This is a genomic window from Antarctobacter aquimaris (assembly GCF_900184945.1).
Taxonomy (GTDB): Bacteria; Pseudomonadota; Alphaproteobacteria; order Rhodobacterales; family Rhodobacteraceae; genus Maliponia; species Maliponia aquimaris.
The window spans coordinates 204,005-229,863 of sequence record NZ_FXYF01000005.1 but is presented as its reverse complement, the minus strand read 5'-3'; the positions used below and the strand labels follow the sequence as shown (position 1 = coordinate 229,863).

At 70.3% G+C, this 25,859-nt stretch carries 26 protein-coding genes; 13 read left to right on the top strand and 13 right to left on the bottom strand.

Annotation, left to right across the window (positions count from 1 at the left end):
- Positions 1–28: 28 nt before the first annotated feature.
- From smpB to MAA8898_RS11200, 4 genes are all read left to right on the top strand, one after another.
- Complete coding sequence (smpB, locus tag MAA8898_RS11215) at positions 29–505, top strand: SsrA-binding protein SmpB (protein WP_094021102.1); 477 nt, start codon at positions 29–31, stop codon at positions 503–505.
- 86 nt (positions 506–591) lie between these two features.
- Positions 592–1,875: an alpha/beta fold hydrolase gene (locus MAA8898_RS11210; protein ID WP_094021101.1), complete on the top strand. Its 1,284-nt coding sequence runs from the start codon at positions 592–594 to the stop codon at positions 1,873–1,875.
- Between the two features lie 103 nt (positions 1,876–1,978).
- Positions 1,979–2,836 (top strand): 3-mercaptopyruvate sulfurtransferase, encoded by an 858-nt coding sequence (gene sseA, locus MAA8898_RS11205; RefSeq protein WP_094021100.1) that lies wholly within the window; start codon positions 1,979–1,981, stop codon positions 2,834–2,836.
- A gap of 23 nt (positions 2,837–2,859) precedes the next feature.
- Positions 2,860–4,044 (top strand): amino acid aminotransferase, encoded by a 1,185-nt coding sequence (locus MAA8898_RS11200; protein ID WP_094021099.1) that lies wholly within the window; start codon positions 2,860–2,862, stop codon positions 4,042–4,044.
- An 86-nt stretch (positions 4,045–4,130) separates the two neighbouring features.
- Here MAA8898_RS11200 and MAA8898_RS11195 read toward each other — a convergent pair whose 3' ends face one another.
- From MAA8898_RS11195 to fzlA, 6 genes are all read right to left on the bottom strand, one after another.
- Positions 4,131–7,133, bottom strand: coding sequence for an error-prone DNA polymerase (locus MAA8898_RS11195; protein ID WP_094021098.1), 3,003 nt, complete (start codon positions 7,131–7,133; stop codon positions 4,131–4,133).
- 64 nt (positions 7,134–7,197) lie between these two features.
- Positions 7,198–7,809, bottom strand: a complete 612-nt coding sequence (locus tag MAA8898_RS11190; RefSeq protein ID WP_094021097.1) for a class I SAM-dependent methyltransferase — start codon at positions 7,807–7,809, stop codon at positions 7,198–7,200.
- A gap of 108 nt (positions 7,810–7,917) precedes the next feature.
- On the bottom strand, positions 7,918–8,424 hold the full coding sequence (gene msrA, locus MAA8898_RS11185; RefSeq protein ID WP_094021096.1) for a peptide-methionine (S)-S-oxide reductase MsrA: 507 nt from the start codon (positions 8,422–8,424) through the stop codon (positions 7,918–7,920).
- Positions 8,421–8,870 carry a peptide-methionine (R)-S-oxide reductase MsrB gene (gene msrB / locus MAA8898_RS11180; protein ID WP_176445131.1) on the bottom strand — a complete coding sequence of 150 codons (450 nt, stop codon included), beginning with the start codon at positions 8,868–8,870 and terminating at the stop codon, positions 8,421–8,423. Before msrB ends, msrA begins: the two co-directional genes overlap by 4 nt.
- Before the next feature lie 218 nt (positions 8,871–9,088).
- On the bottom strand, positions 9,089–10,165 hold the full coding sequence (gene queG / locus MAA8898_RS11175) for a tRNA epoxyqueuosine(34) reductase QueG (protein WP_094021094.1): 1,077 nt from the start codon (positions 10,163–10,165) through the stop codon (positions 9,089–9,091).
- A gap of 100 nt (positions 10,166–10,265) precedes the next feature.
- Complete coding sequence (gene fzlA / locus MAA8898_RS11170) at positions 10,266–10,931, bottom strand: FtsZ-binding protein FzlA (RefSeq protein ID WP_094021093.1); 666 nt, start codon at positions 10,929–10,931, stop codon at positions 10,266–10,268.
- 142 nt (positions 10,932–11,073) lie between these two features.
- Here fzlA and MAA8898_RS11165 point away from each other — a divergent pair, with 142 nt between their 5' ends.
- Positions 11,074–11,475 (top strand): VOC family protein, encoded by a 402-nt coding sequence (locus MAA8898_RS11165; protein ID WP_094021092.1) that lies wholly within the window; start codon positions 11,074–11,076, stop codon positions 11,473–11,475.
- Positions 11,476–11,481: 6 nt separating this feature from the next.
- Here MAA8898_RS11165 and MAA8898_RS11160 read toward each other — a convergent pair whose 3' ends face one another.
- From MAA8898_RS11160 to MAA8898_RS11135, 6 genes are all read right to left on the bottom strand, one after another.
- A complete protein-coding gene (locus MAA8898_RS11160; protein WP_245853364.1) occupies positions 11,482–14,520 on the bottom strand; it encodes an FG-GAP-like repeat-containing protein in 3,039 nt (1,012 codons plus the stop codon).
- Between the two features lie 180 nt (positions 14,521–14,700).
- Positions 14,701–15,852: a hypothetical protein gene (locus tag MAA8898_RS11155; RefSeq protein WP_141194832.1), complete on the bottom strand. Its 1,152-nt coding sequence runs from the start codon at positions 15,850–15,852 to the stop codon at positions 14,701–14,703.
- Between the two features lie 65 nt (positions 15,853–15,917).
- A complete protein-coding gene (locus MAA8898_RS11150) occupies positions 15,918–16,340 on the bottom strand; it encodes a hypothetical protein (RefSeq protein WP_094021090.1) in 423 nt (140 codons plus the stop codon).
- Between the two features lie 124 nt (positions 16,341–16,464).
- Positions 16,465–17,661: a tetratricopeptide repeat protein gene (locus MAA8898_RS11145; RefSeq protein WP_141194831.1), complete on the bottom strand. Its 1,197-nt coding sequence runs from the start codon at positions 17,659–17,661 to the stop codon at positions 16,465–16,467.
- Positions 17,662–17,663: 2 nt separating this feature from the next.
- A complete protein-coding gene (locus MAA8898_RS11140) occupies positions 17,664–19,256 on the bottom strand; it encodes an SEL1-like repeat protein (RefSeq protein WP_094021088.1) in 1,593 nt (530 codons plus the stop codon).
- Positions 19,257–19,338: 82 nt separating this feature from the next.
- Entirely contained in the window at positions 19,339–20,073 is a 735-nt protein-coding gene (locus MAA8898_RS11135) for a prepilin peptidase (protein ID WP_094021087.1), read from the bottom strand.
- 105 nt (positions 20,074–20,178) lie between these two features.
- Between MAA8898_RS11135 and gspG the strand changes: the two genes are divergently transcribed.
- Genes gspG through MAA8898_RS11100 form a run of 7 tightly spaced genes read left to right on the top strand, consistent with a single transcriptional unit; the run spans position 20,179 to position 24,623 of the window.
- Positions 20,179–20,625 carry a type II secretion system major pseudopilin GspG gene (gene gspG, locus MAA8898_RS11130; protein WP_094021086.1) on the top strand — a complete coding sequence of 149 codons (447 nt, stop codon included), beginning with the start codon at positions 20,179–20,181 and terminating at the stop codon, positions 20,623–20,625.
- Positions 20,610–21,074, top strand: a complete 465-nt coding sequence (locus MAA8898_RS11125) for a GspH/FimT family pseudopilin (RefSeq protein WP_094021085.1) — start codon at positions 20,610–20,612, stop codon at positions 21,072–21,074. The genes gspG and MAA8898_RS11125 overlap by 16 nt, the downstream gene beginning before the upstream one ends.
- Positions 21,059–21,421, top strand: a complete 363-nt coding sequence (locus MAA8898_RS11120) for a type II secretion system protein (RefSeq protein ID WP_094021084.1) — start codon at positions 21,059–21,061, stop codon at positions 21,419–21,421. The genes MAA8898_RS11125 and MAA8898_RS11120 overlap by 16 nt, the downstream gene beginning before the upstream one ends.
- Positions 21,418–22,071 carry a type II secretion system protein GspJ gene (locus MAA8898_RS11115; protein WP_094021083.1) on the top strand — a complete coding sequence of 218 codons (654 nt, stop codon included), beginning with the start codon at positions 21,418–21,420 and terminating at the stop codon, positions 22,069–22,071. Before MAA8898_RS11120 ends, MAA8898_RS11115 begins: the two co-directional genes overlap by 4 nt.
- Positions 22,068–22,964: a type II secretion system minor pseudopilin GspK gene (gene gspK, locus MAA8898_RS11110; RefSeq protein WP_094021082.1), complete on the top strand. Its 897-nt coding sequence runs from the start codon at positions 22,068–22,070 to the stop codon at positions 22,962–22,964. The genes MAA8898_RS11115 and gspK overlap by 4 nt, the downstream gene beginning before the upstream one ends.
- Positions 22,957–24,138 (top strand): type II secretion system protein GspL, encoded by a 1,182-nt coding sequence (gspL, locus tag MAA8898_RS11105; protein ID WP_094021081.1) that lies wholly within the window; start codon positions 22,957–22,959, stop codon positions 24,136–24,138. The genes gspK and gspL overlap by 8 nt, the downstream gene beginning before the upstream one ends.
- Positions 24,135–24,623: a type II secretion system protein M gene (locus MAA8898_RS11100; RefSeq protein WP_094021080.1), complete on the top strand. Its 489-nt coding sequence runs from the start codon at positions 24,135–24,137 to the stop codon at positions 24,621–24,623. Before gspL ends, MAA8898_RS11100 begins: the two co-directional genes overlap by 4 nt.
- A gap of 51 nt (positions 24,624–24,674) precedes the next feature.
- Here MAA8898_RS11100 and MAA8898_RS11095 read toward each other — a convergent pair whose 3' ends face one another.
- Complete coding sequence (locus MAA8898_RS11095) at positions 24,675–25,187, bottom strand: hypothetical protein (RefSeq protein ID WP_094021079.1); 513 nt, start codon at positions 25,185–25,187, stop codon at positions 24,675–24,677.
- 112 nt (positions 25,188–25,299) lie between these two features.
- Here MAA8898_RS11095 and MAA8898_RS11090 point away from each other — a divergent pair, with 112 nt between their 5' ends.
- Positions 25,300–25,770: a type II secretion system protein N gene (locus MAA8898_RS11090; RefSeq protein ID WP_094021078.1), complete on the top strand. Its 471-nt coding sequence runs from the start codon at positions 25,300–25,302 to the stop codon at positions 25,768–25,770.
- Positions 25,771–25,859: the final 89 nt, after the last annotated feature.

Below are 25,859 nucleotides of genomic sequence, written 5' to 3'. Positions count from 1 at the left end.
CGCGATGCAGTGACTATCTAGGCGCACCATGGCCAAGAAACCCGACAGCAACCCGAACTACAAGGTGATCGCCGACAACCGGCGCGCGCGCTTTGACTACGCCATCGAGGACGATCTCGAATGCGGGATCATCCTGACCGGGTCCGAGGTGAAGTCGCTGCGCGAGAACACCTCGAACATCGCCGAAAGCTATGCCGAGGTGAAGGACGGCGAGCTGTGGCTGGTGAACGGCTACATCGCGCCCTACGACCGCGCCATGTTCGGCCACGAGGAGCGGCGGCGGCGCAAGTTGCTGGCGTCGAAGCGCGAGCTGGCCCGCCTGTGGAACGCCACCCAGCGCGAGGGCATGACGCTGGTGCCGCTGGTGATGTACTTCAACCACAAGGGCAAGGTGAAGCTGAAGATCGGCATCGCCAAGGGCAAGAAGATCCACGACAAGCGCGAATCCGAGGCCAAGCGCGACTGGAACCGCCAGAAGCAGCGCCTGCTGAAACAGGGCGGCTGAGGGCCCCGGCGCCAAGCCGCTTGACCTGGGCGCACCGGTCGTCCGATCCTTTGCCGTGACGGCCACGGCAGGGAAGGGCGGCGCGCATGGGTCTGCGGGGGATACTGGCGGCGCTCTGCGTCCTGCTGGCCATGTTGCCGGGCGGCCCGGTCCAGGCGCTGGACGAAACGACCGTGCTGGACCGGATCACCGCCTACCTGGCCCGCGACGCCGATTGCGCCGAGGCCGGGGACCTGCCCGGCTGGGAGCGCCGGGTGATCGCCGTGCCGCAGGATGGCTACCGGCTGCGCTACAGCCGTTTCGGCTGTGAACCGGGCGCGCGCGGGGCGCTGGTGATCGCGCCCGGCCGCAGCGAGCCGTCCTATGAGTACGCCGAGACGGCGATCGACTTCATCGCGCGCGACTTTGGCCCGGTCTACGTCGTGGATCATCGCGGGCAGGGGATGTCGCCTCGGCTGCTGCCCGACACCGACAAGAGCCATATCGAGGATTTCGACGATTACGTCACCGATTTTGCCGCCTTTGTCGACGCGGTGCAGGCGGACATGGCCGCGCTGGGCGCGCCGGACGCGCCCTTGTACTTGACGTCCAACTCGATGGGTGGGGCGATCGCGATCGGCTATTTCCAGCAGATGGGACCTGACAACCCGTTCCGCGCCGCCGCCCTGGTCAGCGCGATGATCCATGTGAACTACATCAGCTTCACCGACAAGCAGAACAGCTGGCTGAACCTGCGGATCTATTCGGAAACCGGGGTGGCGCTGCAATCCTGGTGGCGCTGCGACGTGGCCTGGCTGTGGGACGACACGCGTTGCGACGGCTACGCCGCGCCGCGCACCTTTGGCGACTACCAGCCCGACAGCCGCAGCTTCGAGGATGGCGAAGAGCCGATGATGACCCAGAGCCGCGCGCGCTACGACCTGCGCACCTACATGTGGGACACCTTTGATTGGGGCCCGATCCGCGCGGCGGACTACGCCGGGGAAAACTGGGTCGGGCCGCAGGTCGGCGGATCGACGACGAACTGGACGCGGGAATCCGTGCGCTTTGTCCGCGAGATGCGCCGCGCCGAGAACCTGGCGCGGATGGTGGACGTGCCGGTCATGCTGGTCAGCGGCACGCGCGACCTGCGCGCCTACCAGCCCTATGCGCAATGGCGCGACGTGCCGGCGGACCTGTCGCGGCACACCCGTTTCTGCGACCGTCTGAACGCCGCCAGCCTCAAGGCGCGCGGCGACTATGTCTGCGAGTTCGTGGCGATCAACGGCGCCTTTCACGAGATGTACAAGGAGCGCGACGCCGAGCGGCAGGTGGCGCTGGACACCGTCGACTGGTTCTTTGCCCGTCACGCGACCCCCCGTGCCGACTGAGCGCCGGGTTTTCCCGCCGCTCGGGCCGGGCGCGACACCTCTCGCGCTTGCAAGCGGCGGCCCTCTTGCCTAAGCACGTTCCCAGGACTGCCGAGGGGGCCCCATGTTCGTCGACGATCCCAGGACGCTTGTCTCCACCGACTGGCTGGCACAGCATCTCAACGACCCTGACCTGAGGGTGCTGGACGCCAGCTATTACCTGCCCGACATGGGCCGGAACGGCCGCTCGGAATACGACGCGGCCCACATTCCCGGTGCGCGCTTTTTCGACATCGACGATGTGTCCGACGCCCGCTCCGAACTGCCGCACATGGCGCCGCCGCCGGAAAAGTTCATGTCGCGGATGCGCGCCATGGGCGTGGGCGACGGGCACCAGGTGGTGGTCTACGACGGCGCGGGGCTGTTTTCGGCGGCGCGCGTCTGGTGGCTGTTCAAGCTGATGGGCAAGGACGACATCGCCGTGCTGGACGGCGGTTTCCCGAAATGGCTGGCCGAGGGTCGCGAGGTCGAGGACATGGCGCCCATCGTGCGCGACCGGCACATGACCGTGCGGCGGCAGGCGCACCTGGTGCGCGACGTGACGCAGGTCTCGGCCGCGGCCAAGCTGAAGAACACCGAGGTGATCGACGCCCGTTCACCCGGCCGCTTTCGCGGCGAAGAGCCGGAGCCGCGCGCGGGCCTGCGCCCGGGCCGCATCCCCGGATCGAAGAACGTGCATTACAAGACGCTGCTGAACGCCGATGGCACGCTGAAGGACGCGGCCGGCCTGCGCGCCGCCTTCGAGGCGGCGGGCGTGGACCTGTCCAGGCCGGCGATCACCACCTGCGGGTCGGGTGTGACGGCGGCGATCCTCAGCCTGGCGATGGAACGCCTGGGCAAGACGGATCATTCCCTCTACGACGGCTCGTGGTCCGAATGGGGCGCCTTTGCGACGCTGCCCGTGGCCACGGGCGCCGACTGACATCCGAAGAACCGGAGACGACAATGTTCGAGACCATCAAGGAACAACCCGCCGACAAGATCCTGATGCTGATGCAGGCCTATCGCGAGGACCCGCGCAGCGACAAGATCGACCTCGGCGTCGGCGTCTACAAGGACGCCGAGGGCCACACGCCGATCATGCGCGCGATCAAGGCCGCCGAGAAGAAGCTGTGGGAAACCGAGACCACCAAGAGCTACACCGGCCTGGCCGGCGACCCGGGCTTTGCCGATGCCATGGTGGCGCTGGTGCTGGGCGACGCGGTGGCGCGGGGCAACGTGGCGGCGGCGGCGACGCCGGGCGGCACCGGGGCTGTGCGCCAGGCCTTTGACATGGCCAAGATGGCCAACCCCGACGTGCGCGTCTTTGTCAGCGATCCGACCTGGCCGAACCATTTGTCGATCCTCAAGCACATGAAGATCGAGACGGTGATGTACCGCTACTTCGACGCGGACTCGCGCGGGGTGGATTTCGAGGGGATGCTGGCCGACCTCGCGCAGGTGCGCAAGGGCGACCTGGTGCTGCTGCACGGCTGCTGCCACAACCCCACGGGTGCCAACCTGAACACGACCCAGTGGCAGGCGGTGATCGACCTGCTGCTCAAGACCGGCGCGACGCCGATGGTGGACCTCGCCTACCAGGGCTTTGGCGACGGGCTGGAAGAGGACGCGGCGGCGGTGCGGATGATCGCCGCGTCGGTGCCGGAATGCCTGATTGCGGCATCCTGCTCGAAGAACTTCGGCATCTACCGCGAGCGCACCGGCCTGCTGATGGCGGTGGCGCAGGACGCGGGCGCGCAGAAGTTGAACCAGGGCACGCTGAACTACCTCAACCGGCAGAACTTTTCCTTTCCGCCGGACCATGGCGCGCGGCTGGTGACCATGGTGCTGACCGATCCGGAGCTGCGCGCAGACTGGGCGGCGGAACTGGAAGAGATGCGGGGCGGGATGCTGGACCTGCGGCAGCAGCTGGCGGACGAGTTGCAGCGGCTGTCCGGTTCGGACCGCTTCGGATTCATCGCGCAGCACCGCGGCATGTTCTCGCGCATCGGTGCGGCCCCGGAGCAGGTCGAGACGCTGCGCCGCGATCACGGCGTCTACATGGTGGGCGATTCGCGCATGAACATCGCCGGTCTGAACGCCAAGACCGTGCCGATCCTGGCGGACGCCATCGTCAAGTCCGGCGTCTGACCCCTGATCCAGCGGTGCGGGCCCCTGCGGGCCCGCGCTGCCTGTCTCGTCGTCGGCCTCCGGCCTCCTCCTCGGGGTGACGCCTCTCAGTCCGGGGGCGCGCGTGTGACCGGGCTTGGCACATCGCGCGGGTGGCGCGGCCGCGCGGCGGCCAGCTGGCGGCGCAGGTCGGCGGCCTCGGGCGCGGGCGGCTGCCCCGGCGCGGACCCGCTTTCGGGCGTCAGGATGTGCCGCAGCAGCGCCACGGGATGCGCCCGCAGCGTCAGGCGCATGGCGACGTAATCCTCGACCACCTGTTCGCCCAGCGTCATCTGCGGCAGATGCGCCGCCGCCTCGGCAATCGCCTCGCCGTCGATGTCGCGTGAGAACAGCGGCAGCTCGCCGCCTTTCATCAGCGCCTTGGCCTCCCACAGCGCCTCGCGCCGGGCGAGGCCGAGCGAGGCAAAGACATCCGCCTCGGCCAACCGCGCCAGCACCGAGGGTTGCAGGCCGGCCCTTCGCCAGACGTCGCGCACGTCCAGATAGCCGTTGCCGCGCGCGGCCGTCAGCCAGGCGGCGTCCTCTTCGCTCAGGCCCTTGATCTGGCGAAACCCCAGCCGCAGCGCCAGCCCGCCGCGCCCGTCCGGCTCCATCACGTTGTCCCAGTAGCTGTGGTTGACGCAGACCGGGCGCACCGTCACCCCATGTTCGCGCGCGTCCCGCACGATCTGCGAGGGCGCGTAGAAGCCCATCGGCTGGGAGTTCAGCAGCGCGCAGGCAAAGATGCCGGGGTGATGGCATTTCAGCCAGGCGGAGGCATAGACCAGCAGGGCAAAGCTGGCGGCGTGCGATTCCGGAAAGCCGTAGGAGCCGAAGCCCTCGATCTGGCTGAAACAGCGTTCGGCAAAGTCGCGGTCATAGCCCTTGTCCGCCATGCCGCGCAGGAACAATGAGCGGAATTCGCTGACCGAGCCATGTTTCTTGAACGTCGCCAGCGAGCGGCGCAGCCGGTCCGCCTGTTCGGGGGTAAAGCCCGCGCCGACGATGGCGATCTGCATCGCCTGTTCCTGGAACAGCGGCACGCCCAGCGTCTTGCCCAGCACCTCGCCCAGCTCGTCCGAAGGGAATTCGACCCGCTCCGCCCCGTTGCGGCGGCGGATGTAGGGGTGGACCATGTCGCCCTGGATCGGGCCGGGGCGGATGATGGCGACCTCGATCACCAGGTCGTAAAAGCAGCGCGGCCGCATCCGCGGCAGAAAGTTCATCTGCGCGCGGGATTCGACCTGGAAGACGCCCACGCTGTCGGCCTTGCACAGCATGTCGTAGACCACCGGATCCTCGGGTGGCAGGCTGGCCAGCGTGTGGCGCGGCCCGTGGTGCATGGCGATCAGGTCAAACGCCTTGCGGATGCAGGTCAGCATCCCCAGGCTGAGGACGTCGACCTTGAGGATGCCCAGCGCGTCGATGTCGTCCTTGTCCCAGCAGATCACCGTCCGCCCCTCCATGGCGGCGTTCTCGACCGGCACCAGCTCATCGAGCCGCCCCTCGGTGATGATGAAGCCGCCGACATGCTGCGACAGGTGGCGGGGAAAGCCGATGATCTCGTAGATCAGCTCCATCGTCAGTTGCAGGCGGCGGTCGTCCGGGTCCAGCCCGATCTCGGCCATGCGCTCGCGCTCCAGCCCCTTGGTCGAGAAGAAGCCCCAGAGCTGCGAAGACAGCGCGCCGATGGTGTCCTGGGACAGGCCCATGGCGGCGCCGACCTCGCGGATCGCGCGTTTGCCGCGATAGTGGATGACGGTGGCGCAGAGCCCGGCGCGGTGGCGGCCGTAGCGTTCGTAGATGTGCTGGATCACCTCCTCGCGCCGCTCGTGTTCGAAATCCACGTCGATGTCGGGCGGCTCGTCCCGCGCCTCGGACACGAAGCGTTCAAAGACCATGGTGCCGATCTCGGGCGAGACGGAGGTCACGCCAAGGCAGTAGCAGACCACGGAATTGGCGGCCGAGCCGCGCCCCTGGCAGAGGATCCCGCGCGTGCGGGCGAAATCGACGATGTCGCGCACGGTCAGGAAATAGGGCTCGTATTTCAGCTTGGCGATCAGGGCCAACTCATGCGCCAGCATCTTCTGCACCTTTTCTGGTGCGCCCTGCGGGTAGCGCCATCGCAACCCCTCGTGCGCGAGGCGGGACAGGCGCGACTGCGCCGTTTCACCCTGCGCGATCTCCGAGGGGTATTCGTAGCGCAGCGACGCGATGTCGAAGGTGCAGCGCTCCGCAAGTGCTGCGGCGGCCTCCAGCGCCCCGGCGTGCGGCCCCAGCAGGCGGCGCATCTCGGGCTCTGCGCGCATCCTTTGCTCGGCATTGGCAAGGGCTGCGCGGCCCAGCCGGTCGACCCGCGTGCCGGTGCGGATCGCGGTCAGCACGTCGGCCAGCTTGCGGCGGCGGCCGTGGTGCAGCATCGGCGCGGCGGTGGCGACCAGCGGCAGCCCCAGCCGCGCGGCCAGCCGCGCCACAGCGTCGAACCGCGCCGTATCCTCGCCGTCATAGCGCGGCGCCAGCGCCAGGTGCATGCGCGCGCGGTGCGTGTCGGCCAGCGCCTGCGCGTGGCGCATCCAGTCGCGCGAGGGGCGGCGCGGGACGTGCAGGATCAGCTCCAGCCCCTCGGGGGTGTCGGGCAGGTCGGGCAGGTGCAACAGGCAGTCGCCCTTGGCTACCCGCAGCCGCCCGGCCGACAGCATCCGGCAGAGCCGCGCCCAGCCGTCGCGGCTGGCGGCCAGCGCGGTGATCTCCACCCCCTCGGCAAAGACCAGCCGCGCGGCGGGGATCAGCCGGGGCACGTTGCGCACCGGCGCGCGCGGCGGGTCGGGCAGGTGCGGCGGTTTCGGCGGGCCGATGAACCCGCCGTCCTGCTCCAGCCGTTCCAGTTCCGCCACCTGCCGGGCAATCTCGCGCCCCGCCGAATGCGCCCGCACGATCCCGGCGACCGAGTTCACGTCGGCAATCGCGATGGCCGACAGCCCCATGAGCGCGGCGCGCTCCATGTATTCCTCGGGGTGCGAGGCCCCGGTGAGAAAGGTGAAATTGGAGGTGATGCACAGCTCGGCGAACATGCGGGGCAGTATATTCCCGTTTTGTTCCTCTTTCGAGTCCCGTTGTGCCGGGGGCTGCGCGGTCTCAGACCGCGCGCGCCACCACGAAATGATTGGGCAGCTTTTTCGGATAGTCGCCCGTTTCGACCACCTCGAACCCGGCCGCGACGATCTGCGCCTCCAGTTGCGCAGGCCGCAGGAAATGCACCGGCCCCGGCGCCTTGCCGATCTTCTGAAGCGCCCAGATCAGTGGCTTGAACCACGGCTTGCCCCCCAGGCAGGGCGTCTTGGTGATGAACAGCCCGCCCTCGGGCAAACGCGCGCGCACCTCGTGCAGCACCGCCGGCAGGTCCTCCACCAGGTGCAGCAGGTTGAAGGCCAGCACGGCGTCAAACGGCTCCCCGGCCCCGGCGTCCCCCGCCCCGGCCCGCGCAAAATGCACGTTGGGCGCCCCGGCCGCCTTGCCTTCGGCAATCCGCACCATCCCGGCCGAAATGTCGGTGCCCAGATAGCGCGCCACCTGACCGGCCAGCCGCAGCGCCGTGCTGCCTGTGCCGCAGCCGATCTCCATCACCGACATCTGCGGTGCCAGCCAGTGCGACACCCGCGCCAGCGTGGCCTCATAGGCCTCGACGTTGCCGATCGGCCGCGTGGCATAGCGCTCCGCGATGTTGTCCCAGAATCCTGCTTGTGTCATCGTCCCGCTCCTTCGCTGGTCGGGACGGATATAGCCCCGCCCGGTCCCGCAGGGGATTGTCGGAAAACGCAAGGGACCCATGCGCAACCGCATGGATCCCCATGGAGCTTATTCCGCGGCGGCGCGCTTGGGCAGCACCCAGTCGGCGCGCGGGAAATGGCAGGTGTAGCCGCCGGGAAAGCGTTGCAGGTAATCCTGGTGCTCGGGCTCGGCCTCCCAGAAATCGCCCACCGGCTCGACCTCGGTCACCACCTTGCCGGGCCAGTGCCCACTGGCCTCGACATCGGCGATGGTGTCCAGCGCGCATTGCCGCTGCGCCTCGTCGACGTAGTAGATCGCCGAGCGATAGCTCAGGCCGCGGTCGTTTCCCTGCCGGTTCGGCGTGGTCGGGTCGTGAATCTGGAAGAACACCTCCAGCAGCCGCCGGTACGAGATCTTCTGCGGATCGAACAGGATCTCGATCCCCTCCGCATGGGTCCCGTGATTGCGGTAGGTGGCATTCTTCACGTCGCCCCCGGTATAGCCCACGCGGGTTTTCTCCACCCCGGGCAGCTTGCGGATCAGCTCCTGCATGCCCCAGAAGCAGCCTCCGGCCAGTACGGCACGTTCGGTCATTCGATCTCCTCCACCAAATCGATGTAATCGGCGTAACCCTCGGCGGCCATGTCGTCGCGATGGATGAACCGCAGCGAGGCCGAGTTGATGCAGTAGCGCAGCCCGCCCTTGTCGCGCGGCCCGTCCGGGAACACGTGGCCCAGGTGGCTGTCGCCATGGCGCGACCGGACCTCGACGCGGACCATCCCGTGCGAGGTGTCGCGCAGTTCGACAATGTTGTCCGGTTCGATCGGCTTGACGAAGCTGGGCCAGCCACAGCCCGATTCGTATTTCGCGGCCGAGGCGAACAGCGGTTCGCCCGAAACCACGTCCACGTAGATGCCCGGCGCCTTGGTGTGCAGATATTCGCCGGTGCCCGGACGCTCGGTCCCGCTCTGCTGGGTGACGCGGTACTGCTCGGGCGTCAGGCTGTGGATAACCTCCGGTCTTCGTTCATATTTCGCCACGTTTGTCCTCCATGCGGTTCGCGCTCTCCGAGTGTGCCACAATACATGGGGCGGCGGGCCGGAAATCAAAGCCATGTGTCAGGCCGTTCACCTGTACTTGTGCGCCTCTTGCGTGATGCAGGCCCGACTGCCATGTACGGCGGGAGTGACATTTGAGCTATCTCCCAAGAAGCATGAAGGTCACTCCGGGCGCCGGGATGGCAGCCTGGCGCCCGACCCTAGTTTGCCAGACGCGACACGGCCCAGCGGGCCGCATCCCGCACCGCCGGGTCGGCATCCTCGCACAGCGCCTGCACCACCGGCCGCAATGCCGCGCTGCCGGAATTGCCGATCGCATAGCAGACGTTGCGCACCAGGCGGTCACGCCCGATCCGCTTGATCGGCGAGCCGGAGAACCGCGCGCGAAACGCGGCGTCGTCCAGCCCGGCCAGCTCCGCCAGCGGCGGCGCGCGCAGGTCGTCGCGGGCGTGGTACTTCACCTCCTCGGCGCGGCGGGCGAACTTGTTCCAGGGGCAGACCGCCAGGCAATCGTCGCAGCCGTAAATGCGGTTGCCCAAGCGCGGGCGCAGAGCCTCGTCCACCGGCCCCTTGTGCTCGATGGTCAGGTAGGAAATGCAGCGCCGCACGTCCAGCTGGTAGGGCGCCGGAAAGGCCTCCGTCGGGCAGATGTCCAGGCAGGCCCGGCACGATCCGCAGTGATCCCGCTCGGCGCCGTCCACCGCCAGTTCCAGCGTGGTGAAGATGCAGCCGAGAAACAGCCACGATCCCAGCTCACGGCTCACCAGGTTGGTATGCTTGCCCTGCCAGCCCAGGCCGGCCGCCTGCGCCAGCGGCTTTTCCGGCACCGGCGCGGTGTCGACAAACACCTTGACCTGCGGCGTGCCCAGGGTGTCCGGGTCCACGGCCTTGCCGTGCCGGGCGCCGCCGCCCTCGGCGATCAGCCAGCGCGCCAGCCGCTTGAGCTTTTTCTTGACCACGTCGTGATAGTCGCGGTTCTGCGCATAGACGCTGATCGCGGCGCGGTCGCGCGCCTCCAGCACCGCCAGCGGATCTTCATCCGGCCCGTAGTTCTCGGCCAGCATCACGACTGACCGCGCCTCGGGCCACAGCACCTGCGGCGCGCCGCGCCACTGCACCCGCTCCGCCATCCAGCCCATCTGCCCGTGGTATCCGCGCGCCAGAAAATTCTCCAGCCGCTCCATCACCTGCGGCACATCCCCGGGCCGGCAGACACGGCAGGCGGCAAAACCCACCTCCGCCGCCTCGCGTTTCAGACGCTCCGTCAGATCCTGCACGACCCCGCCCCGGCTTCTTTGGTTTTGAAAATACCTCGGGGGAGCCCCGCAGGGGCGGGGGCGGAGCCCCCTGCCACCTTTCGGGAAAGCGCGACCCCGCTCAGAAATCCAGGTCCGTGTAATGCGGCGGCGGCGGGAATCCCGGCACCTGGTCGGCCAGGATCGACCGGAACGCCGGGCGCGACTTGATCTTGGCGTACCAGTCCTTGACGCTTTCCTGCCGGTTCCAGTCCACGTCCGAGATGTAGTCGAGCGATGACAGGTGTGCCGCGGCGGCAAAATCGGCCAGCGTCATGTTGTCCCCGGCCAGCCAGCGGCGGTGGTCCAGCAGCCAGGCCAGGTAATCCAGGTGGTACTTGATCGCCTTTGCGCCCGACTTGACGTTGCCGCTGTCGGGAAAACCGGCCTTCATGACCTTCTTGTTCACCCGCTCGTACAGCAGCTTGGACGTCACCTCGTTGTGGAACTTGTCGTCGAACCAGGCCACCAGCCGCCGCACCTCGTAGCGCGCATCGGCCGACCGCGGCATCAGCGGCGGATCGGGGTATTTTTCCTCCAGCCATTCGCAGATCGCGGCGCTTTCGGCCATGGTCTTGCCGTCGATCTTCAGCACCGGCACCTTGGCCGCCGGGTTGCGGCGCAGGAAATCGGGGTCCTTCTCCCAGTACCGCTCTTCGACCAGCTCGCATTCGATCTTCTTCTCGGCCAGGCTCAGCCGCACCTTGCGGCAGAACGGAGACAGGGGAACGTGGTAGAGCTTGGCCATGGGCTTCCGGAATTCTTCGCGGGAATGTGCCCCTGTTTGCCGCGAAACCTCGCCGGGTTCAATGTCTTTGGCGGCGATCCGCGCAAGGCTCGACAGACCGCGCCCCACCTGCCACTCTCGGGGCACGTATCAAGGGGGTCCCATGCCGCACCTCAGGCTTCACCACGTCTCGCTGCCCGTCCGCGACCTCGCCCGCGCCGCCGCCTTCTACGAGGGCGCGCTGGGGCTGGAGCGGCTGGAGCGTCCCGGCTTTGGCTTCACCGGGCTGTGGTATGCCTGCGGCGACGGCCAGCTGCACCTGATCGTCAACCCGGAGGGCAGCTACCGCAGCGGCCCGGTCACCGGGCAGGACGCGCATTTCGCGCTGGCCACGGCGGATTTCGACGGCGCCCTTTCGCGGCTGGAGGCGGTGGGTTACAGCGCCGAGACCGCGCCGGACGATCCCCGCCACCTGCGGGTCAAGCGCGACAGCGACGCCGGCTTTGCCCAGGTCTTCCTGATGGACCCCGACGGCCACCTGGTCGAGATCAACCGCGCGCCCTGACCGCGTTCACTCGGCGGCGCGGCGGATGCGATACTGCGTGTCCGGCTTGAACGCGCCCTCGATCACCGTCTCGCTGCCGTCGGCCCAGCGGATGGCGATCCGCCGCGCCTCGGCCGCGTCGCCCAGCCCGACATGCGCCAAGGGCGCATCAAAGGACATGAATCCGCCGCCCAGCTGGATCTCGGCCAGCCGCGTCGTGCCCCGGTCATCCGTGACCGCGACCTCGGCGCCGATGCCGTCGCGGTTGCCCGCCAGGTCCTCGAAGGACACGGTCAGCGCGCGGCCGCCCTGCGCGTTGTTGCGGAACACCGCCAGCGGGCCGTTGACCGGGTAGGTCACCAGGTCGAGATCGCCGTCGCCGTCCAGATCCACCTGCGTCGCCGCCGCCGTCATCAGGTAGTCCTCCAGCCCCAGCGTCGCCGCCTCCTCGACGAAACCGCTGCCGGTGTTGCGGAAGAACATGTTCGACGGGCTGACCTCGTTCGGCACCCAGGTGCCGTTGACGATGTAGACATCCTTCCAGCCGTCCTCGTCGAAATCGGCGATCTTGGTGTCCCAGCTCCAGCCGCCGGTTTCCAGCCCGCGCGCCTTGGCGGTGTCGGCATAACCCGCGCCGTCCGTCTCCAGCAGAACGTTGTAGTTCAGGATCTGCGGCAGCGCCGTGTCGGCCTCTCGGGGCGTGAGCGCCCGGATCGGGCGAAAATGCACCTCGCAGTACGACCGTGCCTTGTACTGCGCACCGGGGATCAGCGCACAGATGCCCGGGTCCTTGCGCTGGATCGCCAGGTCCTTGATCAGCATCGCCTTGCATTCCGCCTGGTCGCGGCCCGACAGCTCCTGGCAGCGCCCGGCATAGCCGGGGTCAAAGCTGTTGCCGGAACGATACCAGGCCTTGATCGCCATGTTGCGGGCGCAGGTGGCGCGGTCCGCGTCGCGGGCGATCCGGTCGCAGTACTGCTCCAGCGGCTGCATCTTCAGCTTCTTGCCCACGCCGGATGACCGCCCGGCGATCTGCGCCAGGTACAGCTCGACGCTGCCGTCGTTCATCAGGTCGGCGGCCTTGATCGCCATGGTGGTGGTGGGGACGTGCGGGATCACCCCGTCCTGGTGCGTCACCGCGCGAAAGCCGCCCGCGCCGTCGCCCATGTAGACGTAATCCGGGATCTCGAAATCGTTGCCCACCAGCAGGTCGGCCTTGCCGTCGCGGTCGATGTCGCTGAACAGGATCGACAGGGTTTCGCCGGGGATGCCGGGCAGCGGCAGAAAGGACTCGCCGGTCAGCGCGCCGCCCTCGTTCCAGACGATGCGGTTGCGCGATTCCTCGCCCGGCACGCGGCGATACCAGCCCGACGCCCAGTTGCCGACCGCGAGGTCGAGGTCGCCGTCGCGGTCCGGGTCGCCAAAGGACAGCGCCATCGACAGCACCGCGTCCGGCTGGTTGGCCACCTGTTGCGGTGCGCCGAAGCCCGTGCCGCTGCCCTTCAACAGCCAGTTGCCGCGCCCGTAGGTGGCCAGCAGCAGGTCGCGCCATCCGTCGTTGTCGATGTCCACGATCACCGCGTTGAACACCGGCGCATCGGCCAGCGGGCCCAGGTCCACCGCGCCTTGGGTGAATTGCCCCGTCCCGTCGTTCAGGAACAGCCGCAGGCCCACTTCGGTCGAGGCGATCGCCAGGTCAAAATCGCCGTCGTTGTCCACGTCGCCGGAGGCGAGGCTGCGCCCCTCCCAGAACGGCGGCCACATGTCCGCCATGCCGAATTCGACCGGCTGATCGAGACCGATTTCCCAGCCTTCCAGCCGGGTGAACGCGGTCTCGGCAGCGGGGGAGGGCGGGGCAAAGGGGCGCGGCTCGACGATGATGCGCGCGGCATCGGCGCTGACCACGGTCCAGGGGTCGCCCTCGGCCGCCTCAGCCGCCCAGACCAGGTGCGGTGCCTCGCCGGTCAGCATCCGCAAGGCGCGCTCGGTCTGCCATTCGTGGTAGACATGCGCCGCCGCGCCCGACAGCACGCCAAGGCCCGCCACGCTGGCCCCCAGCAGCAGCCCCGCCCGCAACCCCACCGACTGCGTCACGATGAAGAAGGAATAGACGCTGAAGCTGCCCAGCGTGAACAGCAGCGCCATCACGTAGCCGTGGCTCAGCCCCAGCCCGATCAGCGCCCCCGTCACCACCACGTCAAAGGCGATGGGCACCGGCAGGAACACCCCGACCAGCGCGATCGCCACCAGCGCCAGCAGGCTGAACGGCAACCCGGTGATCAGCTCCTGCGGCAGCAGCGTGGCCACCACCGCCCCCAGCGCGCCCGCCAGCAGCATCAGCGGCACGGTCATCCGGACGATGTACCACAGGTTTTTCAGGTAGCTGACCGCCACGTCCCGGATCGCCCAATGCACCCCGGACAGCGGCGCCGGCGGCAGGGTGGCGATGCGGCTTGCCTCGGGCATCTCCTTTTCCGGCAGGCCCCGGCAGATCAGCGGCACGATCACCAGGATGACCAGCAGGCTGAGCGCGATCTTGGTCACCGCCATGTAGAACGGCAGCAGGCTGAACAGCATGGTCAGCACCACCGCGTTCAGCGTGGGTGAGGCGATCATCGCCGACAGCACCGTTTCCGCCCTGAGGCCGCCGGAATACATCCCGCGTGCGATGGGGGCGGCGCAGTTCACGCAGACGCCCAGCGGCGTGCCGATCACCAGCCCCAGCAGCGAATTGGCAAACCCGCCGCGAAAGCTCCGGCGCCGGACATAGGGCGCGGCGGTCAGAAAGGCGGCGGCGAAGAGCACGCCAAAGGTCATGCCCTTCTTGTTGGTGTGGATCCAGTTGAGCGTGGAATAGACCATCCGTTCAAGGACCGTCATGTCCGCGGTCAGCGGGTAGACCGCCTCGAAGCCCAGCGGATCCTCCAGCGTGATCGCGCCGGACATCACCGCCTTTTCGTCCAGCGACGGATAGCGCGAGCCGGTCCAGAACAGGTAGGCCAGGACGATCACGATGGCCGAGGCAAGGGCAAGGCGGAGCCAGTCGGTGCGGAGGCTGCGGTCCACGGCGGTCTTCCTTCCGGAGGGTGGTCAGGCTGCGCCGAGTATCCGGACCGGCGGGCGGGATGACAAGCCACCGGGCATCGCGGCGGGCATGAAAAAAACCCGCCTGCGCGAACAGGCGGGGTCTTGGGTCGTTGCGGCCCGGCGACATCCCGGTCAGGACGCGCGCCCGCCTGGCGGCGATCAGTCCGCCGTGGCCAGCCGCGCTTCCAGCTGTGCGATCCGGTCGTTCAGCTGGGCGATGTAGATATGCGCGTGCTCCAGTTCGTTGAGCATGCCCAGGACCTTTTGCGTCAGGTCGTATTCGCCGCTCTCGGCGGTCGGCCCGACGTTGGGCAGGTAGCCCAGGTCGTACATCATCGCCGCGCGGGCCGAGATCGACGGAATGACGTAGTCGTCGCCGAAGACGGCGTCACAGCCGACCGAGCAGGAGCCCGTCGTCGTCAGCGTGCCGGTCAGGATCAGGTTGCCGGTGTTGGTCAGCCGGAATTCGGATGCGCCGCCGTTGGCGTTGATCGTCAGGCTGTTCAGCCCGGAGGCGGTGGCAAAGGACCAGGTGTCGGTGTGCGCCGTGTTGTTCAGGGTAAAGAACAGGTTGCCGTTGTTCTTCATCACCATCATTTCGCGCAGGGTATTGGTCGCGTTGGCTTCCTCGACCGTCAGCTTGGTCGTGCCGGCGGTCCCGGTAAAGATGCCCGATCCGCGCACATCCAGCGCCTCGGCCGGCGACGTGGTCAGCACGCCGACACGACCGGCACTGTCGAGATACAGCGTGTTGCTCGGCGTGTTCGGCTCGATCCGGAAGGCCAGCTTGCTGCCGTTGGTCACGTCGCGGACAAAGAAGTTGGTCTCGTTCCCGGCAAGATCCCAGACCTGCGGGGTAAAGCCGTTGCTGCCGTCCTGATCCAGGCGCAGGGTCGGCGTGTTGCCGGTGACCACGTGGACGTCGACCGCCGGGTTGCTTGTTCCGACGCCGATGTCGCCGTCGGATTCGACATACAGCGCGTTGGCCCGCGCGCCGGCCTCGACCCTGAACACCTGGCGGCCCGCGGTCGAATCCTCGATGGCGAGATAGCTGGCGCCGCCGTTGCTGGAATCGTTGGCAATCAGGCGCCAGTCGTTCCTGGGAAAGGCCCCGCTGGTCGAGGTGTCGTCGAAATGCAGGCGGACGTTGTTTTCCTTCATCCGGATGGTGTCAAAGCCAAAGTTCTCGCCGTTCACGCAGTCGTTGCCGACGCAGAGGCTGAAGGTGACGATCACGTCGTCGTTGAACACCTGGTCCGCCGAGGCGCCGCCCGCCACCAGCATGAGGGCGCCAAGGCTGGCTGCCGTCATTCGGCGGCTTGTTCTGTGGGTCTTGGTCATGGGGTTGGTCCTCGCGCGCTCTTCGGTGTCTGGGGTCAGTTGCTGTCTTCGGTCAATTCTTCTGGCGTGGTGATGACACCGCGCGCAACGACGAATTGTCCCGACAGGTAAAAGGAGTCGGTCATTGTGGCGGCCTCGTTGTCGCCACGGCCGTTGTCGACCGGGTTGACGATCTTGACGCGGGTCTCGGTCGCCGCGGTGAGCTCATAGCTGTACACGCCGTCCATCGCCTTGGCCCGGTCCAGCTCAAAGACCGGCGTGCCGGAGGCGACATAGATCGAGGAGATCTCGCCGTTCGGCGCCACGACCTTGAGCGTCGCATTGCTGAGACCGATCCAGTTGATGAACCAGAAGGCGGTCGAATTGTGCTGTTCCACGGGATCGGCCGCCTGCGCGGCACCCGCCAGCAGGATCCCCAGCACCACACCGACAAAGCCGGCTCTGATCCCAGAACGCATGCCAGAACGCATGAATGTCTCCGTCAATCGCTTGCGCGCCCTTCGGGCACAGATTTCACCGCGCAGCATGCGCCCTTAGCCGACGCATGGTCAAGGAGTTCCGCCCGAACGCCCGGAAAAGCGGCTATTTTGAAACGCCCTGCGCGGTCCAGAGTGCTTCGGCCCGTGCCTGCGCCTCGTTGACCTGGTCCGCGGTCATGCGCCGGGTCCACAGCGCGCTGATCTCGGCCGCGCCGGCGAACCCGCCGGACCCCGCCAGCACCAGCCACATCTGGCCCAGCACGTAGTCCTGCGGCAGGCCGGTGCCCTCGAAGTAGAGCAGGGCCAGGTTGGCCATCGCCGGGGCATGGCCGGCCTCGGCGGCGCGGCGCATCAGGATCGCGCCCTGCATCGTCCGGCGCGGCTCGCGCGGGGTGGCGCTCAGCAGCAGCCAGGCCATCTGGAACTCGGCCACAGGATCGCCCGCCAGCGCGGCCTTCTCCAGCGCCTTCAGCCCGGCCGCGTCCGTCGGCGGCGGGGCCAGGCGGGGGTCGTAGATCGGCCCGGCGTCGCCCGCCCTGGCCCGGTCGCCCTGGCCGCCCTGCCGGTAAAGCTCGGCGGCCAGGGTGTCGTTTTGCGGCACGCCAAAGCCGTTCTCGTAGAGCACGCCCAGGTTGGTCAGCGCCTCCGGCAGGCCCTGTTCGGCCGCCGCCTGGAACATACGCGCGGCCTCGGCGTAGTCCTGCGCCACCCCGTCGCCGCGCACGTAGAGCAGGCCCAGGTTGTTCTGCGCCCTGGCATGGCCCGCCTCGGCCGCGCCGCGATAGAGGTCGGCCGCCGCGGTGGGGTCCTTTTCCACCCCCCGGCCATCCTGCAACAGCACGCCCAGGCTGACCGCGGCATCGACGTGCCCCGCCTCGGCCGCCTGCCGGTAGAGCGTGGCGGCACGGGCCAGCGCCGCCGCATCGTCGGCACCGACGCTTTCCAGCACCAGCGCCAAGTCGTTCAGGTAGTCGGCCTTGCCGCTCTCGGCGGCGCGTTCCAGCAGCGCGATGGCGCGCGGCAGGTCCTGCGGCACGCCCAGCCCGGCGTGATGCATCCGGCCCAGCCGGTTCGCCGCCTCGGCGCTGCCGGCCTCGGCCGCGCGGGCGTACCACTCGGCGGCGCGGGCAAAGTTCTGCAACACCCCGTCGCCCGCCTCAAAGCGCCGCGCCAGTTCCAGCTCGGCGGCCGGCACACCCTGTTCGGCCGCCGCCCGCAGCGTGGTCATCGGGTCGGTCTGCGCCGTCGCAGGCGCGGCCAGCGCCAGCGCCAGCGCCAGCGCGCTCAGGCCGGGGCGCATCCTCAGTTCCCTCCCAGGCCCGGGGTGCGCAGCGCGTCCTTTTCGAACCAGGCGCGCGCGGCGGCCTGCGCATCGGCCACCTGTTCGGGGGTCATCAGCGCGTCCAGCACCTCGCGCCGCGCGGCGGCCTCGGGGTGGCCCAGCGTCGCCGCCACGTTGTACCAGCCGTGCGCCGCGACATAGTCCGGCCCGTCGCCGGCGTCGCCCCGCGCCAGGATCTCGGCCAGGGCGAATTGCGCCATCACATCCCCCAGGTCGGCCGCGCCCCGCATCAGGTCCAGCGCCTCGGCGCGGCGCTCCGGCGCGGTGTCGAACAGCATCCGCCCCAGCGCCGACTGCGCCCGCGCGTCGCCACCCTCGGCCTGCGCCGTCAGCCATTCCTGCGCGCCGTCCCGCCCGGCCTGCGCCGCCGCCACCACCCAGGGCACCGCCCGCTGCGGCGCCATCCGGCCGTCCAGCTTGCCCTCGATCGCCAGCCGCCCCAGTTCCACCCGCGCGAGGCCCGCGTCCGATGTCTCGAGCGCGCGCAGGTAGTAGGCCAGCGCGGTGTCGAACGACGGGTCGACCCCGGCCCCAGCTTCCAGCATCTGGCCCAACGTCACCATCGCCCGGCCCAGCCCCTGGTCCGCCGCGGCGCTGTACCAGCGCGCCGCCTGCGTCATGTCCTGCGCCGTGCCGAGACCTGCGGCATGGGCGTAGCCCAGGTTGCCCATCGCCCCGGCGTCCCCCGCCTCGGCGGCCTGCGTCAGCCAGCGGAACGCCTCGGCCGGGTCCGCCGCCACGCCGTCGCCCTGCAAATAGCGGGTGCCCAGGATGCGCTGCGCGATCGGGTGGCCCTGTTCGGCCGCCCGGCGGAACCAGTCCAGCGCCTCGGTCCGGTCGGTCGCGCCGCTGGCAGGTTCGTTCAGCAGGTTGGCCAGCTGCAGCTGCGCGTCGACCAGCCCCATCCCGGCCGCCTCGCGCAGCCAGCGCAGGCCTTCGGTGCCGTTGCGGATCTCCTCCGGGCCGGTCAGATACAGCGCCGCCAGCGCGAATTGCGCCTGCACGTTCTGCTGCTCGGACGCGGCCAGCAGCCAGGTGCGCGCAGCCTCCAGGTCGCGCGCCACGCCCTCGCCGCTCTGGTAGAGCAGGCCCAGCAGGTACTGCGCCTCGGCTGCGCCGCGCGGTGCGGCGCGGGACAGCAGCTCGGCGGCCTTGGTGGCGTCGCGCGGCGGTCCGCCCGGCACCTCGCTCAGGTAGATGCGCGCCAGCAGCGTTGCCGCCTCGGCGTGGTCCTGCGCTACCGCCTTGTCCAGCCAGGTGACCGCGCCCGCCGGGTCGCGCGGGCCGCCGCGCCCTTCGATCAGCACGCGGCCATAGCGGTACTGCGCCAGCGCGGTGCCGGTCTCTTCGGCCAGCAGCTTGAGCCCCTGCCGCACGGTGACAAAATCGTTGCGCGCCCAGGCGCGTTCCAGTTCGGCCATCTCGGGCAGGGCGGTCTCGGCGGCCTCGGGCACGGCGGGCGGACCGCCGGCGTCCTGCGCCAGGGCGGGCGCCCCCAGCGCCAGCGCGCACAGCAGGCTGCGGATCAGCGGGGAGGGCAGGGTACGGGTCATCGCGGGTCCTGTTCTGGGGGCGGTCGCACGCGGCGCGAGCGCGATCCTAGCGATCCTGACGGGATGTGCGAGGGGGCACGCCTCAGATCAGCGTTTTTTCCAGCAGCCAGAGCAGCGCGCCCGCCCCGCACAGCGCTGCGCCGAACGGCAGCGCAAGGTCGCCGCGCACCCCGCGCCGGGCCAGCAGCGCCGTCGCCAGCGCCGCAAGTGCGGCGATCAGCACCAGCAGCGGCAGGCCCGCCGCCCCGGTCAGCGCGCCCAGGCCCGCCATCAGCTTGACGTCGCCCAGACCCAGCCCCTCGCGCCCGCGCAGCGCCTTGTACCCGGCGCGCAGGGCCAGAAAGGCGCCCGCGCCGATCAGCCCGCCACCAAGGGCTGCCAGAAACACCCCCTGCGCCAGCGCCGCCCCCAGGCACAGCGCGGCCAGTGCCGCGGTCAGCGCGTCGGGCAGGCGGAACCACAGCAGGTCAGACGCGGCCAGCGCCAGCAACAGCCACAGCAGCCCGGCCGAGGTCCAGACCTGCCAGTCCGTCCCGCCCTTCAGCACCGCCAGCAGGGCCGCACCCGTCGCGGCGATCTCGATCAGCCACAGCCAGCCGGGCAGGGCGGCGCCGCACTGCCGGCAGCGCCCGCGCAACAGCGGGTAGGAGAGCAAGGGAACCAGGTCGCGCAGGCCCAGCCGCGCCTTGCAGGTCCGGCAGCGCGACGGCGCCGCCACCGCGTCCTCGCCGCGCGGCAGCCGGTCCACCAGCACGCCCAGGAAGGACCCCACCGCCGGGGCGATCAGCAGCAGCAGGACCGTCGGCAGCAGCGTCATCGCGGTCCCCTCTTTCCTGTCCTCCGCCGCGTCCGGCGGCGATTGTCTGCCCCCGGGTTCTTGGCTAAGGTCGCGCCGGTACGTCAAGAGGCCGATGCAATACCCATGACCCAGACCCCGATGCGCCGCCCCGCCGATGCGGGCTTTTCGCTGCTCGAACTGATGGTGGTCGTGGTGATCCTGTCGATCCTCGCGCTGGTCATCGTGCCGCGCGTGATCGACCGCCCCGACCAGGCCCGCGCCGCGCGCGCCCAGTCCGACATCGGCGCCATCGTCTCGGCGGTCAATCTCTACCGGCTGGACAACTTCCGCTACCCGACGACGGAACAGGGCCTCCAGGCGCTGGTCACCCGCCCCGCGTCAGAACCGCAGCCGCAGAACTGGGCGACCAACGGCTACATGGACCGCGTCCCGACCGATCCCTGGGGCCGCCCCTACCAGTACCTCCAGCCCGGCGTGCACGGCGATTTCGACGTCTTCACCTACGGTGCCGACGGTGTCCCCGGCGGCACCGGCGCGGATGCGGACATCGGCTCGTGGACGCAGGGCTGACCGGCACACGCGGGGCACAGGCGGGCTTCAGCCTGCTGGAGCTGATGGTGTCCATAGCCATTCTGTCGATCCTCGCGGTGGGGGTCGGCCTGGCCACCGGACGCGGCGTCGCCGGGGCCGAGCGGGACGCCGACCGCTTTCGCCGCGCGGTCGAACAGACCCGCGCGCTGGCCATCCTGGAGCGCGCGCCGCGCGGCCTGTCCGTCACGCCAGGCGACCTGCACCTGATGCGCCGCGACGACAGCGGCTGGACCGCCGACCCGCTGCACGGCTGGTCGAGTCGCGCCAGCCTGCTGCCGTCCGGTCCGGTGCCGCCGCCCGGCACGCCCGACATCCTGTTTCACCCCGACGGGAGCAGCAGCGGCTTTTCCGCCACCTTCAGCGGGCGCGGCGCGACCTGGCGCTGCGCCTCGGACGGCTGGAGCGAGATGACATGCGCCGCCGACTGACCCGCGCCACCCGGGGCCTGACCCTGCTGGAACTGGTGATCGCCATCGCCATCCTGGCGCTGGGCACGCTGGCCACGCTCAAGGCCACCGGCCAGGCCCGGCTGGCGCTGGGCGGCGCCACGCCGCGCCTGCTGGCGCAGCTGGTGGCCGAGAACCGCGCCGAGGAACTGCGCCTGCCCGGCGCGCCGCTGCCCGGCACGGTGCAGATGGGGCCGTATTCCTATGTCATCGACACGCGGCTGAGGACCACCGCCGCCGGCCTGACCCGCGCCGACATCACCGTCACCTCCTCCGAAGGGCCGGGCGCCGCGCTGGTCACCGTCCTGCCCCCCGCGCGGCAGCCATGAGGCGCGGCGACCGGGGGCTTTCGCTGATCGAACTGGTGGTCGCCATGGTGCTCTTTGCGCTGGTCGCGGTGATGGGGCTGACCACGCTGAACGGCACCATCCGCAGCCGCGACGCGCTGACCCTGCGCGACGACCGCGACCGCGCGCTGGCGGTCACGCTGGCCCTGCTGCGCACCGATCTCGACCGCCTCGCGCCGGTGCTTTTCTACCCGCCCGAGGCGCCGCCGCAGTCCGCCCTGCACGCCGATCCCGCCGCCGGCCGCATCGGCCTCAGCATCGCCGCGCCCACCGCCGATGGCGGCCATCCCTTCCAGCGCGCCGAATGGCGGCTGGACCGCGCCACCGGCACCCTGTCGCGCAGTTCCTGGCCGGTGGTCACACCCGCCCGCGCCGATCAGCACAGCGCCGAGCGCGCCTTTCTGACCGGGGTCACCGCGTTGCGCCTGCGCAGCTACTGGGGCGGCCTGGGCTGGGTCGAGGGTGGCGCCGCCGCCCTGCTGGGCGGCGTCCGCCCGCCGACGGCCACGGACGGCGATGCCGCCTTTGGCCTTGTCGCCAACACTTATTCCGACATCCTGCCCATCGCCATCGAGATCACCCTGACGCACGACACGCTGGGCGAGATCCGCATCGTCGAGGCGATGCAATGACCGGCCCGCGCGGCTTTATCCTGGTCAACGCGCTGCTGCTGGTCGGCGCGCTGGCCGCCGCCGCCATGGTGCTGCTGCTGCGCGCCGGGATGAGCGTCGAGCGGCAGGCCGCCTGGCAGGCCACCGCCCAGGCCGAGGCCTATCTCGACGCGGTCGAGGCGCTGGCCATGGTGCGGCTGGAGGCCGATCCGCCCGGCGGTCCCGACCATGCCGCCGAGGCCTGGGCCGATCCGCTGCTGGCGGCCGAACTGGACCGGGGCGAGGTGTCGGGCCGTCTCGAGGATCTGCAAGGCCGCTTCAACGTCAACTGGCTGGCGGTGCCCGAGGACATGCAGGCCCACGAGGCGTTTGACCGGCTGCTGGTCGGGCGCGGCCTGCCGGTGGCGCTGGGCACCGCGATCCGAGCTTTCCTTGCTCCCGGCGGGCCGCTCGACACCTCCGGCTACACCGCCGGCACCCCGGCCACCCTGCCGCGCGGCGGCCCGCTGCGCGACACCCGGCAGCTGCTGGCGGTGCCCGGACTGACGCCCGAGATCTTTGCCCGGCTCGACCCGCTGCTTGCCGCCCTGCCCAGCGACACGCGGCTCAACGTCAACACCGCGTCGGTCGAGGTGCTGGACGCCTGGCTGCCCGAGGTCGACGCCGCCACGGCGCAGGCGCTGGCCGCCAGCCGCGCCCGCACGCCCTTTGCCTCGGTCGACGATTTCATCGCCGCGCTCAGCCCGGCGCTGGCCGCCACAGTGGACGATAGCCGGCTCGACATCGGCTCGGGCTGGTTCGGGCTGGCGGCGCAGGCGCGGCTGGACGGGCGGACGGTGGCGCGCCGCTCGGTCCTCGCGCGGCACCCGCTTCCCGTCGGCGCGCTGGTCGACTATCGTCTGCCCGATGGCTGAGCAGGCGCAACAATCCGGGGCGACGCCCCTTCCGGTTCTCGACCTGGCGACCGCCCCGGTCGCGGGCGGCGCGCCGCCGCGTGGCCGCTACGTGGCGCTTGTTCCGGGCGAATCCGCGCCGCTGATCGCGCTGGACCTGCCTCCGGGGCTGCGTGGGGCGGCACGCGAACAGGTGGCACGGCGCCAGCTGGGTGACCTGCTGGGCGAAGGCGCGGCCACGGTGCAGATGCGCCCCTTTGCGCTGGGCAGCGCGGCTGAGGGCTGGACGCGCGTCATGGTCGCCGACCCGTCCGACCTCGCGCGCTGGCGCGAACAGGCCGGGAAACGCTGTCTCGCCCTGCTGCCCGACTACCTCGCCCTGCCGGCGGCCGAGGGGCTGTGGACCGTCGCCGCCGAAGAGGGCCGCGTGCGCGCCCGCTTTGGCCCCGCCGAAGGTGTGACCACCACCGAAACGGCGCTGTGCCTTCAGGCCGCGCGGCTGCTGGAGGCAGGCCCGCCCCCGGGCAAGGTGCTGCGCTACGGCGCGCCTCTCCCGGCGTTCGAGGCGCAGATGCAGGCTGCGGGCATCCCGGTGATCACCGATCCGAAACAGGCCACCCCCGGCCCGGCCTTTGCCCGGGGCGAACTGACGCTGGACCTGCGCGCCGATCCGCAGGCCGCCCGGCAGCGGCTGCTGCGGCAGGTCCGCGCCTGGCGCTGGCCGGTGCTGACCGGCGCGCTGGCGGCGGGTCTCTGGGCCGCCGCCCAGCTGACCGTGATCCGCGCGACCGAGGACGCCGCCGCCGACCTGAACGCCCGCACCCTGCAAGTGGTGCGCGACAGCTTCGTCCCCACCGGGCCGATCCTCGATGCCCGCGTGCAGGTGGCCCGCGCGCTGGACGAGGCGCGGGCGCAGCTGCGCGCCAAAGGCGGCGAGGTGTCGCCGCTGGACCTGCTGGCCGACGCCGCCCCGGTGATCGCCGGGGCAGGGGCCGAACTGCGCCTGGTCAGCTGGCAGCCGGACACCGGCCTGCGGCTTGAGCTGCGCCTGGCCGATTTCGCGGCGGTCGACGCGCTGGTCGATGCGCTCGCCGCCGGCGACCTGCGCGTCACCGTGCGCGATGCCCGCCTGGCCGATGCCACCGGCCGCGTCACCGCCGAGCTGGACCTGGCCCGGCCGGAGGGCGGCGGATGACGCGCGCCATGGTGGACCGGCTGCTGCGGCTGACCGGGCGCGAACGGGCGCTCCTGCTGGTCATGGCGCTGATCCTGGTGGCGGGCATCGCGGCCGGGGTCCTGCTGCCGCTGGCGGACCGGCGCGCGGCGGCCGACACCGCGCTGGCCGAGGCGCGCGCTTTGGACGCCTGGGTTGCCGCCCGCGCGGCCGAGGCCGAGATCCTGCGCGCCGCCGCCGGGCCCGGCCCGGTCCAGCCGATCGGTCTCGCGGCGGTGCAGCGCAGCCTGGAACAGGCGCGGCTGATCGACCGGGTGGCGACGCTGTCGGCACGGCAGGGCGGCGGAATCGAGATGCGCTTCGAGGCGGTCAGCTTTGACGCCCTGATCGCCTGGGTGACGCAGGTCGAACCGGTCTGGGGCTATCGTTTCGCGGCACTTCGGATCGAGCGTGGCGCCGAACCGGGGCTGGTCACCGTCCAGTTCGAGATCGTGCCCGAAGGCTGAGACACGGGCCGTGGGCAAACCCATCCCGCGCCGACCCCCGAACCGCCCCTGTCAGAGCGCCCGCAGCCGCACCGCGATGCTGGCCTTGCGCCCGGCCAGCGCGCCCAGCGGATCCATCTCGGGGTGGCTGTCCAGCACCTGCGCCATGGCGTCCTGCGCCCGCTCCAGCTGCGCCTTGCCGCCGGCCGTGTCGCCCTGCGCCAGCGCCGCCAGTCCCAGTTCGTGCCGCGCCGTCGCCGCCACGGCCAGCGCCGCCGCCGCGCCTGCGCCGCTCTCGGTCTGCGCCATGGCCTCGGCCACCTGCGCCGCACCGGCATGGTCGCCGGCGCGCAGCAGGCTGTGGGCATATTCCAGCTGGATGCGGGGCAGGAACGGCCCCGCGCTGGCCATCAGCCCGCGGTATTCCTTGCTGGCCTGGGCATACTGCCCGCCTTCCAGCGCGCCCCTGGCCTGGAAATAGCTCTTGCGAAAGCTGTTCGCGTTGCCCGGCGCCGTGTTGCAGGCCGCCAATGGCAACGTCAGAGCCAGCGCCATCAGCGCCAGCGTCACCCGTTTCGGTGTCATCACTGCTCTTTCCTCGTCGTCGCCAAGGTTTGCCTTGATCGCCGAACATGGTAGCACCTCGGGCGGGGGCGCGTCCATGAAAACCCGCCCCGCGTGCCCGGAGGACCCCGACATGCGCTGGCTCGCATGGCTGCTGACGCCCCTGACCCTCGCCGCGGCCCTCTGGTCCGGCGATCTGTTGCGGCGCGCGCTGGACGACCCGCTGCCGCCGCCCGCCGTCGCGGCCGAGGCCCCCGCCGCCGACCTGGCGCTGGAGCTGCCCGAACCGCAGCCGCCGCGGCGCTGGCCTTCGCTCTTTGGCACCTACACCCCGCCCGAACCGCAGCCGCCCCGCCCGCCCGCGCCGGTCGTGACCGTGGAGCCGCAGCCGCCCGCGCCGCCGATCGAAAGCCTGGGCTACGCGCTGAAAGGCGTGGTCAGCGACGGCGACAACCGCTGGGCCATCGTCTCGCACCCCACCGGGGACCGTCTGCTGCGGGTCGGCGACACGCTGCAAGAGGGCATCACCGTGACCGCGATCGACCCGGGCGGCCTGCGTCTCGACAACCGCGGCACCGAGGCCCTGCTGGCCTTCGTCGACTGATCCGCTACCCATTGCGTCGCAGGCGATAGCCGGGGGAGACAAGCCTGCCGTTTCACTGTATGTTGTGTCGAACGACCGCGAAACAGGCG